Below are 15,719 nucleotides of genomic sequence, written 5' to 3'. Positions count from 1 at the left end.
TTAAAATCCTAAAACTACTTTTTAAATAAACTCGAAACCTTTTCTAATTGCTCTTGAGAAAGACTGTTAAAGTGATAATCTGTCGGTGTATGTTCCTTTGATTCTTTTTCACAACAATGGTTTATCGTATTCTCTAGATTTTTTTTGTACAATTCTATAAACTGACTGACCGTACTTTTCTTATATAATTTGGTATTATAATGAAACTCCAACACCAGCTGATGATTTAAAATCATCCCATTAATCTCAAACGCATAATCCTTTTTAATTTGTGGACCCATTTCTTTGCCTGTTGATACATCTGATATTTTAAAATGATCTGTGCCAATATCACCATCCATATGACCAAGATAATTAAACAATATTTCAGGTTGAACATTAAATTCTAAAGGTAAGTTAGCATCCTTTACTATAGTGGATAAATATTTCAAAATACCATAACCAAATCCTTTATTAGGTACCCTTCTTAGATTATCTTTCGTTTGTTTTATTACATCTGATATTCCATTATCATTTGACATTGATAATACAAAAGGAAATATAGAAGTAAACCAACCTACAGTTCTTGAAATATTAACATCCTCCATGACTTCTTCCCTACCATGTCCTTCTACATGAATTAAGGTTTGATCATGATCAAACCAATCACGGATGGCTAATCCTAAAGAGGATAAGAGAATGTCATTTATTTCAGTGTTATACACATGATGTACATCTTGTAATAGTTTTTGAGTATGCACTTTATCTAAAGTTAATTTCTCTACTTTTTGATGTTTTGCAACCGTAGTAGAAATGGAATAGTCTCTTGGCAAAACTTGAACTTTTGCTTGTTCTTGTCTACTCCAAAATGCTGCTTCCTTTAAAAGTTCTTTATCCGTTGAATATGCCATCAAACTCTCAGACCATAACTTAAATGAGTCCGTTTTAGCTGGAAGATTAAACTTTTCTTTATTCAATAATCCATTGTAAATCGTTGCAAAATCCTCTAATATAATTCTCCAGGACACACCATCCACAACCAAATGATGGATGATAATCAATAAATGATCTCCTTTGTTGGTTTTAAATAAAGCTAGTTTTATAAGTGGCCCTTTTGAAATATCAAATGATGATTGCAGCTGATTAGCGCTATTCTCTATTTGGCCTAAATTATTTTCTTCTTTCATTAAATCAAGTACTTTCAAATTGATCGACGAATGACCTACTGCATGGTTTACCTGAGTTATCTCCTTATTTTCATTTGAAAATGTCATTCTTAATGCATCATGATGCTCAACTATCATTTCAAAAGACTTTTTCACTAGCGTTTCATTAAATTCCTCACTATAAAGCATCAGTGATTGATTATAATGCTGAACAGCTTCCCAATCTTGCTCAAACAAGTTTCTTTGGATAGGTGTTAAATTTACTTCACCTATCACCATGGACTGGTCTGCTTTTTTTGAGGTGAATGTAATATATTTATGAAGATCCTTTATTACTGGATATTCAAACAGATCACCCACATCTAACTTCAAACCGTATTCACCCATCAATCTTGAAGAAATTTGCAAAGCTTTAATGGAATCTCCACCTAATTCGAAAAAATTATGATCAATGCCTATATCTTTCATTCCTAATGTTTTTTCCCAAACATGAATCATTTTTTCCTGTACTTCATTTTCAGGTTTAACATAGGTGCTTTTCGTATCTATGATAGGATCTGGTAGTTTTTTCCTGTCTACTTTACCGCTAGGATTCAAAGGCAGTTCTTCCATCTGAACAAAATAAGAAGGAATCATGTATTCAGGAATAAACTTGCTTAAATTGTTTTTCATTCTTTTTACATCAAGTTCATGGTCAGCCATATAATATGCACATAAGGTTGGTGTTTTGTTTTGATCCACCTTTAACACAACGACAGCTTGTTTTATTTTTTCATCTTCAGTCAAATGTTTCTCAATCTCACCCAGTTCAATTCGATGACCTCTTATTTTTACCTGATCATCATTTCTTCCTAAATATTCAATATTCCCATCAGGCAGCCATCTTGCTAAATCTCCAGTTTTATACATTTTCTCACCAGGTTTAAAGGGATTGTTTATAAACTTTTCTGATGTTAATTCAGGTTGATTCAAATATCCTCTTGCTAAACCTACACCTGATATATGAAGTTCGCCCGGCAATCCTACAGACATCAATTGATTGTTTTTGTCTAAAATATAAAGTTGTGTATTATCAATCGGTTTGCCTATAGGTACAATATTTAACTCTTCCTTTGATGAACAATCGTAATAAGACACATCTACCGTAGCTTCTGTTGGCCCGTACAAATTGTGCAGCTTAACACCATAATCACGGTTCAAACATTGATTAAATAACTGAGTTTGATTTATATTCAATGCTTCACCACTTGCAAACACTTGCCTTAAGCTAGATAAACGACTTATATTATGTTCAACATTTTCTAAATAATCTAAAAATGCAGTAAGCATAGATGGAACAAAATGCATCGTTGTGATTTTATATTTTTCGATCGCATCAATGATCGCTTTTGGTTCCTTCTCTCCCCCAGGTTTTAACATACATACACTAGCACCATACATTGACCACCAAAATAGCTCCCACACTGAAACATCAAAGAAAACCGGTGTTTTTTGTAATATGGTGTCTTCATCACCAATTGGATATTGTTTTTGCATCCAATGAATTCTATTAATAACAGATCTGTGCTCAATCATGACCCCTTTTGGTTTGCCAGTAGATCCAGACGTATAAATGATATACGCTAAGTCATTTGCAGTGTTGATATATGGTAAATTAGAATGATCCTGGGTATACAACGAGTCTTCTTCAAGATTTATTAACTCTAAATTTTCAATCTCAATCTCATTTCTAATTTTATTCATATATTTTTTTTGACATAGAATGGTTCGTACACCACTATTTTTAAGCATATATTTAGTTCTCTCAATAGGCAGCTCAGGACTAATTGGCAAATAGGCTCCACCAGACTTCAATATGCCCATAATACCGATCATCATTTCAAGGGAGCGGTCCAACATAATTGCAACGACACTATCGTTTTTAATCCCTCTATTCCTTAACACCCTACCTAGACTATTTGATTTTTGATTCATCTCGTTATATGTCAACTTCTTACTTCCATAGAAAACAGCTATTTTATCTGGATTTTGTTCTACTTGTTCTTCAAAACATTGATGTAATGTTTGTTCAGACGGGAATTCAGCTTCAGTCTGGTTAAAATCATTTAAAATTTGATTTTTTTCCTCATTCTCAATCATATCTATGTCTTTTAATTTGATATTTTTATTTAGAGTGATGTGATGTAGAATATTGGAAAAATGTACAGCCATTCTTTCTATCGTTTGTTTAGTAAACAAGTTAGTAGAAAATTCAAGACCAAACTGGATACCGTTTTCTACTTCCCTAGCTTCGAGTAATAAATCAAATTTGGTTGTATTTTGTTTTAAATCATAAGGTTGAATGGTTAACCCTTCCATTTTCATTTCATCAGATTCACTACTTTCCATGCTGAACATGACATCAAACAATGGATTTCTACTTAAATCCCTTTTTAACTGAAGCTGCTCAACTAGCTCTTCAAATGTAAACTGCTGATGATCAAAAGCTTGAACACTATTTTCTCTAACCTCATGTAAAAATGCTGAAAACTCTTTATTTGAAATAGGTTTATTTCTTAATGCCAATGTATTCACAAACATGCCTAGTAAATGTTGAACATCTGCGTGATTCCTACCTATAACTGGTGAACCAACTACGATATCTTCTTGTCCAGAATATTTTGACAATAAAATGTAATAGGCAGATAACAAAACCATAAATAGGGTAGCCCCGGTCTCATTCGCAACCTTTTTTAATTTTTCTAGAGATTCCTCACCAATCTCAAATGTGATTTTATCTCCTTCAAAGCTTTGCTTCTGTGGACGGTGGAAATCAGTTGGTAAAGAAAGAACTGGAATTTCATCTTTAAACTGATTTAACCAATACTCTTTCTGGTTATCATATACACCTTTTCTCATCAAATCATGCTGCCACTCGGCAAAATGTTTATATTGTACATGAAGCTGCGGCAATGATTTGCCATTGTACAATTGATTAAATTCTTCTATTAAAATATGAATGGAAGTACCATCGGAAATGATATGATGCATATCAATAAACAATAGATGTTTGTTATTGGTAATTTTAATTAAATTTACTTTTATCAAAGGTGCTTTACTTAAATCAAAAGCGACGATCATTTCATTTATAAACGGGTCTAACTCACCTTGCAAATCGTAACATTCAATTTTAAAATCCACATCCTCATGTATCCGTTGAACAGGTTCACCATCAACAAGTGGAAATGAAGTTCTAAGTGTTTCATGTCGCCTAATAACCTGATGGAAAGTTTCCTCTAATCGTTGTCTGTCTATATGACCATCTAACTGAAGGGCACCTGTCAAATGATAAGCTGTACTTGACTTATGTATCTGTTGAAGTAAAAACAATCTTTTTTGAGCTGGTGATAAAGAATACATTCTCTTTTCATTATCAATAGGTATAGATGAATGTTCATTTTTCTCCGATCCAGATATAAATGCAGCCAACTCACTAATCGTAGGGTGTTTAAACATCACACGAACTGGAATATTGATGTTAAATTCTTTATTTATCTTAGTAATAAGAATCGTTGCTTTTAAGGAGTGCCCACCTAGTTTAAAAAAGTGATCATGAATTCCAATTTGGTTAAGGGATAATTCTGCCATCCATAATTGACATAGTTTTTCTTCTATATTGTTTCTAGGTTTGACATAATTAACTGTTTTGTTATATGAATGATCAGGTTTAGGTAATGATTTTTTATCGATTTTTCCATTTGGTGTTAAAGGCATATGATCAAGATGAGTCAAATACGAAGGTATCATATATTCAGGAAGTTCATGAATAAGACTGTTCCTTAACTCATCTATTAAAAGTTCCTCTTCTGAAACATAAAAAGCAGCAAGGTACTTATCCCTATTTTTATCTTCATAAGCTAACACAACAGCTTCTTGAATCTGATCACGTTTCACTATTGCTTTCTCGATTTCTTCCAATTCAATTCGATATCCACGGATTTTAATTTGATGATCCATTCTCCCCAAATATTGTATAACCCCGTTTTCATTCCATTTTGCTAAATCCCCAGTTTTATACATTTTCTCATCAGGTTTAAAAGGATCAGGGACAAATTTTTCATCGGTTAACTGCGCCTGATCTAAATATCCCTTACTTAGCCCATCACCTGAAATACATAACTCCCCAGGAATATTAATCGGTTGAAGTTGTTGATTTTCATTCAAAATATATACTTGGGTATTTGCTACTGGTCCACCAATGTCTACAGATTCCTTTTGAGTAAGATCACTCACACATGACCATACCGTTGTTTCTGTAGGTCCGTACATGTTATATATTTTTAAATTTGAAAATGACTTTAAACTTTCAAACAAATGAGTTGGCAATGCCTCACCACCTAGTAAGATCTCAGTCATATGATTGAGAAAATCTAGTTTCAAGTCTTCTGCCATCAGCATTTTTAATCTAGAAGGTGTAATTTGAATCATATCCACATCATTTGTTTCAATCACTTCCTTCAATGCTTTCGCATCGATTTGCTGATTTTCGTCAGCAATGACTACTCTCATCCCTTTCATGAGTGGCAGTAAAGTTTCAAGGACAAAAATATCAAAAGAAATCGTTGTGAGAGCCAAAATAGACTTGCTTTGATGAAATGGGATTTGCTCACACATCGCTTCTATAAAATTATGAACCGCTCTATGAGAAATCATGACCCCTTTTGGATTTCCTGTTGAACCAGAAGTATAAATCGTATACGCTAGATCTTCTGAATGATTTACATTGGTCAGATTCGTTGCTTTACCTTTGTATAAGTTCTCATCAACAATCAATATCTCTGTTCTTTTACTAATTTTCTTTTCAAAATCAGAGTGAACCAGCAGCATTTCTACTTGAGCATCATTTATCATATATTCAATTCTTTTTAAAGGATAGTTTGGATCAATAGGTAAATAAGCTCCTCCTGCCTTTAGAACACCTAATATTCCTATCATCATATCTATAGAGCGATTTAACATAATTCCTACTAGACTTCCAGGTTTCACTTGTTTCTCTCGCAATAGATGTGCTAGTTGATTTGCTTTTTGGTTTAACTCCGAATATGAGATTTGTTGGTTTCCAAATACTAAAGCTGTTGCATATGGTGTTTTTTCCACTTGCTGCTCAAAATAAATATGCAGTGTTTTATTCGTATCATAAGCTAGTTTCGTATCATTGAAGTCTACTAATAGTTTTTGTTTTTCCTCACGAGGTAGAATTTCAATTTCAGACAACGTTAATTCTAAGCTTTTTGTAATTTGATGTAACAAATGATTAAAGTGAGAAATCAATCTATGAATCGTACTCTTTTTAAATAATGCAGTACTGTAATCAATATGAAATACCAAATGAGTATTTCTATCCTCAGCACTTAAAGTCAAATCATATGGAGAAACTCCTGGATTTAATTCTGTAGGTGAAAACTTTAAATTCCCTGATACCACTTCTGAGATGTCCATATTTTGTAAAATAAATAGGGTATCAAAGATTGGATTTCTACTTGTATCCCGATCTACATTCAACCTATCCACAAGATCTTCAAATGGATAATCTTGATTTTCAAACGCTTGCAAGGAATACATCTTTACTTCCTGTAAAAATTGTTTATATTTTTTATCAACAGAAGGTTTGTTTCTGATCGCAACTGTATTAATAAATACACCTATCATTTGTTCAATATCAGCATGATTTCTTCCTGATATAGGAGTGCCTACTATAATATCATTCTGACCTGTATATTTATGAAGTAAAATGTTATAAGCTGACAGCAATACCATGAACATCGTCGTTTTTGTTTCATGAGCAATTTGTTTTAATTGTTTAGTTAATAACTCATCTACTGTAAAAGTGATTCTTTCACCCTCTGTTTTTAAAGTTTGAGGTCTTGGATAATCAAGTGGCATATTTAATACTGGGATTTCATCACTAAACTGACTTAACCAGTAGTCTTCCATAGGTTTACTCTTTTTTTCATCAAAATTTTGCTCTCGCCATAAAACAAAATCTTTATATTGAACTGTTAACTCTGGTAATGGATCACCTTGAACTAATCGAATAAATTCATTAATAAATATCGCCATAGAAAATCCATCTGATATGATGTGATGCATATCTAAACATAAAATATGTTTGTTTTCTTCCATTTTTAATAACTTAGCTCTAAATAATGGTGCTTTTGTTAAATCGAATGGTTGCACAAAATTTTCAATAACTGAATCTATTTGTTTATCCTCTACTTGAACTGCTTCAAGTTTAAAATCAATTGAATCCACGATTCTTTGCACAATTTCTCCATCAACAATTTCAAAAACTGTTCTAAATCCCTCATGTCGATTTACAAGTGTTTTTAGTACAAAATTTAAAACATGAACCTCTAAATCCCCTTCAATCATGAGTTTACCTGGTATATTATGAATCAAACTACGTTCTTTCAATTGTTCAAGGATATATATTCTTTTTTGAGCAGGGGAAACAGGGTAAACATGATCTTTGTTATGAACAATTGATATAGGTTTGAAAGCATCTTTGTTTCCACCTCTAATCAACATACTAAGTTCTTTCACAGTAGAGTGCTTAAACATTTGTCCAATCTGGATTTGTATATTAAATTGTTCATATACTTTTGAAAGCATAATGGTAGCTTTCAAAGAATTTCCTCCAATAGTGAAAAAATCGTCGTGTAATCCAATTTGCTTTAAATCTAAAATGTCACACCATATTTCACGCAATTGCTCTTCTGTTTCATTCGTTGTTTCTTCATTTATTATCTTTTTCTCAATATTAGGAAGGAGTTGAATATCTACTTTACCATCTGATTTCAATGGAATATGATCCATTCCGAATACAACGTTAGGAACCATATAATCTGGGAGTAATTCCATCATCATTTTTCTGATCAACCTTGTATCAACCCATTTGTCCTTTCCAACAATGTATGCAATCAAACCTTGCTCTTCTTTTGAAATCATTTGTTTATCTACAATGACACAATCTGATACTGGGAAAAGGTTGATTATAAATTGTTCCAGTTGACTTAAATTCATACTATACCCACGAACTTTAATTTGATTTTCAACTTCCCCTATAATTTCTATCTTTTCATCAAGTTGGTTCATAGCAAGCAGCCCCGTATGATTTGTCTCATTACCATTTTCTATATAGAGATCTCCTATCGTTCCTATTGGAGACGGCTGCATATAACGGTCTAATATCATGTACTTATATTGATCTGTGGGCAATGATATATTGGTTCGATTAATTATTTTTTCATTTAGTTTTTGAGCATTTTCATTCCAAGCGTTTAATATTTGTTCCTTATTCTCTGGAGTAACTAAACCAATTTGAGCAATTTTAGCTGTACTATTTTGCGTGATCGTTTGCAGCATATGAATAAAACCTTCTACCCATATTTTCATAACTTCAGGTTGTATCAAATCTATGCTGTAATCGAAATCTACCCACAATTCATTATGAATATCGGTCACGTTGAGAAACAAATCATAGTAAGAATATTTAGCAGGATATGGTATTATTTCTGTATCTAACCCCAAAAAATTTAATTTTTTTATCGGTCTGTCCATGTTAAATAAGATATGGATGTCTGGAATATTTCTAACTCTTTCTGCTAATTGAGCCAACGAGTAATTTTGATAGACTTCAATTTCTTTCAAAGCCGTTTTTATCTCATTTAAATAACTAGAAAAAGAAATTTGGTCTTCAACCTGACTATAAATAGGAAGCAAGTTCACACAATTTCCAATGATGATGTGCTCGTCCATATGAGCTTGACCTGCTGTAGGAATGCCCACCACAATGTCATTTTCACCAGTGATTCTATGAATAAATAATTTAAATGCCGTTAATAAAGTGACAAATAAACTATTTTTCGTTTCAATACTTAATGCTCTTAATTTTTTTGTTAACTGTTGATCTAGTTTTATCGAATAACGATCGCACTGATAAGATTTATGTTGTAAATGACCATTTAGGGAAGGGAGATGTACAACAGAGATAGGTTTGGCAAACTTCTCAGACCAATAATTAACAGCTTGCTGCATTCCTCCTTGTTGTAACCCATTCTGCCAATTTAGAAATGATTCAAATTGTACAGGAACAGGTAAATTGAATTGAGTGCCTTGACAAATGGAAGAATATACTTTTTCCAACTCATTTATAAATACTCCAATAGACCAACCGTCTACTGTGATATGGTGGAAAGTTAACAACAACAAATGAGTAGTCTCTGATTGTTTTAGTAGACTGATTCTAAATAAAGGGAAGTTTGATTTTAAATCAAATCCTTGTTCTGCATCTTGTTTCAACCATTCATTTATGGTTTCTTGCTGTTCTTCTATAGTAATGGTTGTGAAATCTTCAATGTTTATGTCTATATTTAAATCAGGTTTTACAACTTGAAAACTACCATTTGGCTCTATCACTGTTCTCAATGATTCATGTCTTTCCATTAAAAGAGAGACGGCTTCTTTTAGTACTTTCAAATTTAAAGAACCTTTTAACTTCAATAAAACAGATTCATTAGCTGCAGCTGACTGTGAATTTCCAGCCATTGATGCTATCCATAATTGCTTCTGTTCATTTGTTAATTGTAGTGATTTGTCTTTAGAAGTTTTTAAGTTATTGTTCGTACCTCTATTGGGTGGTTCTGGCTGTCCTGGTAAAAATCCACCTCTTCGAAGGTCAGTCACTGTTTCTTTAACCACTTTAATCAACTCTTCTATATGTTCCATAGTATGAGCAGTTGATAAAAAGCAGTTTCTGCCTTCCCAAATATATATCCCCTTATGAATAAGATGATAGAAAAATAATTCAATGTCTCCAAAGGAAACAAATCTAAATAAACTACCATAATTCACCATATATATAGGAACACCTGTAGATTTAAAATAAGCATTTAGTTCATTTACAAGATAATTTGTTTTTTCATTCACATCTGTATATAAGTTTTTATTGTTTAATTTTAAATAGTTTAATACTTTTAACATTACCCTCATCGTGATTGGATGAGTACAGAATGTTCCACCAAGAAAAGTTTTTTGATCAGCATAACGAGGATAAGATGCATCACCAAAATGCCAAGTCCCTCCATCTACAGGATCCATAAAGTCTCCTTTTCCTGCAACAATACCAATCGGCATACCTCCACCAATTACTTTTCCATAAATCACAAGATCAGCTTGAATATTAAAATAAGCTTGTGCTCCGTCAATCCCAATCCGAAAACCTGTTATTACTTCATCAAAAATAAGTGCAGTTCCAGACTTCTCTGTCACTTCTCTTAGTTGTTGTAAAAATTTTTTCGGTTGTAGATCAGGTCTTCTACTCTGCACAGGTTCTACTAATACAGCTGCCAATTCATGAGCATGATTTTGAATCATTTCTAGAGCTTCTGGACTGTTGTAATTCAACATGATTACATCATCTACATAACTTGACGTAATACCAGGTGCCATCGGAATTGCGGATGATTCATCAGCATCAAGGTTTGCAACTCCTAATACACCATCAAATGTACCATGATAAGAACCAGAAAAAATCACCACTTTTGATCGTCCCGTTTTTGCTCTTGCTAAACGCAATGCAAACATGACAGCCTCTGAACCCGTATTATAAAAAGCTACACGTTCAACACCAGTCAACTCACGAATTAATGATGCTGCTTCACCTGCCATATCTGACATCGGACCTAGAGGAGGTAAGGTTGGTTGTACACTTTGCTCAAGTTCATCCTGAATGAATTTTGGATTATGGCCAAACAGATTAACTCCAAAACCCATTGTGAGATCAATATACTCATTACCATCTATATCCCACATTTTTGCTCCGGCAGATTGCTCAGCCACAATTGGATATACGATTTCTTTCCAACCTAAGCGAAACCCAGATACATTTCGATTGTTTGCATGCACATCTCGCGTTTCTTGTGCCACATTTTTAGAATTGTTCGTTCTTTGGTTATAGTCAGCAATAAATTGTTTTAAATATTTTTTTTGTTGGTCAGTAAAACTATCATTGTCTTCTATCACAATCGGTTGATACGGAATAAAAGGTTTTGCTTTTGTTTCATTGTTAATAACCTTTTTGGACAATTTTGTCGTGACATCAGCTTTATTTATCTTTGAAAAATGATCTATAGTAGATTTCTCACTACTGTCCAATAATTGAAGTTGCTGCATCATGAGATTAGTAAAGTTTTGTTGCTGTTCGTTCATTAATTCAATTTGTTTTGAAATGATATGCTCTGCAGAACTCATCTGTGTGTCGATTATATTCGTAGTGATTTGTTCGATTCCTTCGGTTTCAATATCACTTTTTTCTACAGAACGCTCTGCCATCATCGTTGCTGCTACATCCTGTGATGAAACTACTTCAGAGATAAAATGACTTAAATGATATAAATTTGTAATAGAGTCAAAAAACTTTTCCATCTCTATGTCAATGTGAAACATTTCATAAATTTCTTTTCTAATTTGAACCAACATAATGGAGTCAAGTCCCATTTCTAAGAAATGAGCATTTTCATTAATTTCATCTATTTCTAACCCAGAGACTCTGCTCACTATATCTTTTAGGGAGGAAGATATAGTTAGACTAGTATGATGAGTTGATTCATTTACAAAATCGTTCATTGCTACAACCTTATCTTTTTTCAATCGACTAGATGTATTTGTGTCATTTACTAACACCCAACATCGTTTTCTTTCAAAAGGATATAAAGGCAGCGGGGTTTTCCTTATTTTGTGATAAAAGGAATAGAACTTGTCCCATCTAATTTCAGCCCCCTGCACATAGTATTCACATATTTCTTTTAGTAGAGTTTGTTCTTTTATTCCATCAAAACTCATTGCTTCAATGATCGTATTTGCCTTGCCAGAAATCATATGAAGCTCTCTTTCTGTTATTTCTCCCTTTGCTTTTTGCTGATTAAAATCAACAACAATTTGATATTCACCTTGAAATATGCCTTCCATGTTGATCTGGTTTTTTTCTATTGCCTCTAACTTAAGTTTTAACTCTTCTTTACTAGAAGCTACAATTGCGATTCTATGATCCAAATGAGCCCTTCCCATGGAGGAAGTGAAACAAACAGATTGTAGTTCTACTTTTTTATCATTCAATAACATATTTTTATATCGTGTTATTAATTCATTTAACGACCATTTACTCTTAGCTGATACTGTAAAAACATATGGTAATTCATGATTATTAGTGCTCTCTTTATTTGAAGGGTTATATTGTTCAAGTACAACGTGTGCATTTGTACCACTAAAACCAAAAGAGCTAACCCCACCTCTTAAAGGCTGTTCAGTTTTATCAAAATCAGTTAAGTCAGTATCTATATAAAAAGGGGTTTTTTCAAAATGTATGTTTTTATTCGGTTTTTGAAAATGTACTAACGGCGGATTCTGTTTTTTGTTTAACATCAATACTGATTTAATGAGACTGGCAATTCCAGCCGCTTCAAATAGATGGCCTATATTCGTTTTTACTGAACCAATGGCACAAAATTGTTTATGATCCGTATAATCTTCAAAGGCTTTACGCAATCCTTCGATTTCAATTGGATCTCCTAACTTCGTCCCTGTTCCATGAGCTTCTATAAAGGATAATGAAGTAGGATCAATTCCTGCATCATGCCATGCTTCTTTAATCACTTCAGTTTGAGATACTGGATTCGGAGCAGTAATCCCATTAGTTGCTCCATCCTGATTCACTGCACTTCCTTTGATCACTCCATAAATATGATCTCCATCTTCTATCGCTCTATTTAACGGTTTAAGTAAAACAGAGCCTACACCTTCGCCTACGCCAGTACCATCAGAATTCATATCAAATGTTCTTGTTCTTCCATCAGAAGATTCCATATCCAAGCCTAATTCAGTTGGAAGTAAAATGGTTCTAATTCCACCTGCCACAGCCATCTCACATTCACCATTTTTTAAAGCTTTGCTTGCCATATGAACGGCTACAAGTGATGAAGAACATGCTGTATCAATTGTGATTGCAGGACCTTTCAAATTCAAGAAATAAGCTATTCTACTTGCTAAAACAGAAGGTAAATTTCCTACGATATAGTTCTGCAATGCTTCTGGATTATTTTTGGAAATTAAGCGTTCATAATCATAACCTACTTTTGAATATCCAACATAAACCCCAACGTTTCCTCCTCTTATTCGATCCCCTGCGTATCCTGCGTCTTCAAATGTATGCCAACACGATTCTAAGAAAAGTCTTTGATTAGGATCCATATAACTAGCTTCTTTAGGATTTAATTTAAAAAATGAGTAATCAAACTTATCAATCTCATCGAGATAAGCGCCTTCAACAAATTCGTCCTCACTTTTATCCCAATCCAATAAAGATAAGTAATCTAATGCATCTTGTTTTCTATCATGTTGAAACTGTCCAATACTATGCTTTCCTTCAGATAAATGATTCCAATATTCATGTGCTGATGCTGCACCGGGAAAATTCATGGACATCCCTATAATTGCGATATCACTATCTTGTTGGTGATCCTCAACATCGTGTTTCTTATTCATATGATTTTTAGAATTACTATCTATTTTTTTATTGCTCTGCTCAGATAGATACTTTGACAATTCAGAGATGGTAGGATAGGCAAATAAATCAGTAACATTTAAATTTATCTTAAATTCCTTCTCTATTTTTTCTGTAATTTGAGCGATTTGTATAGAAGTAACTCCAATGTCAAAATAGCTTGTATTCACACTAATTTGTTTATCATTTAATATTTCAGTACAAATCTCATATAATTTCTCTTCAAAATTATCTAGTAAAATGAAAGGTTCGTTCATTGCTTCATTTGAAAGTTCATTCAACTGTGTTAATACTTCTGCAAATTCACCATTTTCATATTGTTTTCCCAATTTGTATCTTTGAACTTTTCCACTTGTTGTTTTTGGCATTTGACGTATAGGTATGACTTCAGATACTTCCCAACTCCCCCTTATTAATAAATGCTTCTTTAGTTCTGTGGCAAGAGGAAGGAATTTTTCTACCTTTTTTTTAGAAACTACGAAAACTACAATTTGCTCTTGATCTTTATTCAAATCACGGACTCCACAAACTGCTACTCTGCCAAGCTCAACGTCATCAATTTCTATTGCAACTCTTTCAATATCATGAGGATACACATTTTGACCATTCACAAAAATAATATCTTTAGCTCTTCCTGTGATCACAAGTTCTCCTTCATGATAAAAACCTAGATCTCCTGTATCTACCCAGCCATCTGAGGTCATCATATCCGAGGTTGCTTTTTCATTATTATAATAACCTTGTGTTACATTTTTTCCTTTAATCTGTATATGACCAATCATATCTTCAAATAATAGATTGTTTTGATCGTCACAGATTCTAAGCTCACAGTAATCAATTGGGTTTCCAACTTTAACAAAGGATAGTGCTTTCTGATCTTGCGGATTAATTTGTACAACTTTTTGACCTATATTTAATTCGTTTCTATCCAAATACAGTGTCTCAAATTCTTTGCTTATATCAGGAATGGATACACCCACAGATGCTTCAGCTAACCCGTATACGGTTGTCATCGCCGTCCTTTTTAAATGGTATGGTGCTAATGTGTCTACAAAAGAATGACAAACTTCCGTAGAAATCGGTTCAGCTCCGTTAAAAAACATCTTAATATTTGACAAATCCCAACCTTTAGCTTTTTCAGGTTTAAAAAATTTTAAAAAGTATTGGTAGCCAAAATTAGGAGAAGAAAGAATGGTAGTTTTATGTTCATTGGCTTTTTTCATCCATAATAATGGTTGTCTTATAAACAAAGGAGTAGGAATAAAATATTGATGAATACCAGCAATTAGAGGTGTAAGATGACAACAAATCAGTCCCATATCATGTGTGAGAGGCATCCAAGATAAATAAGAATCATTTTGATTTACTTCTGTTCTGTTATTTATTGCACAAGTGTTGTATACTAAATTTTCATGAGTTAATGTAACACCTTTGGGATCTCCTGTGGAACCTGAGGAAAATTGAATAAAAGCGATATCCGATGGTTTACAATGAATGATTTTTCCTTCTGTATGACTCAATTTTTCATCATCTATAATCGTTACTCTTTCAACAATATGTTCTAAAGAATCGATTTGGTTGTTCTTATTTGTAAATTTTTTTAAGGTGTTCAAGAATTTTTGTGAAGTAATCATGTGAGGGTTATGTAGCGTGTTCCATATTTTAAATACTTTTAATTTATGTTCATCATTATTACCTATACTTACAGGTACAGGAATCATTCCTCCCAAAATACAGGCCCAAAATGCAATGATAAATTGTTTATTATCTTCTAACTGGAAAACAATTTCCTGTTTTGGCTTTAAACCCTGTTTTTGCAAATCATGCAAAAAATAGAGAGATTCATGGTATAATTCACGATAGGTTAACCTACTTTCTTTGTGATCGGCTTCAATAAATACAATCCCTATATCATCCAATTTACTTCTCTCAACCAACACATCTTTTAACGTTTTAAATTGTTTTGTAAACATCAT

1 protein-coding gene is annotated in these 15,719 nt (G+C 32.9%); it reads right to left on the bottom strand.

The features are described 5' to 3' along the window. Positions 1 to 14: 14 nt before the first annotated feature. On the bottom strand, positions 15 to 15,716 hold the full coding sequence (locus ERL59_RS14150) for a non-ribosomal peptide synthetase (protein ID WP_160646872.1): 15,702 nt from the start codon (positions 15,714 to 15,716) through the stop codon (positions 15 to 17). Between the last annotated feature and the right edge of the window lie 3 nt (positions 15,717 to 15,719).

Origin of the sequence: Chengkuizengella marina (assembly GCF_009910845.1) — a bacterium.
Lineage (GTDB): Bacteria > Bacillota > Bacilli > Paenibacillales > KCTC-33759 > Chengkuizengella > Chengkuizengella marina.
This window is presented reverse-complemented; position numbering and strand designations above follow the sequence as displayed.

What these genes read in the sequence shown, in the direction of transcription:
- ERL59_RS14150 (WP_160646872.1), bottom strand. Translation starts at nt 15,716, where the DNA reads ATGTTTACAAAACAATTTAAAACGTTAAAAGATGTGTTGGTTGAGAGA.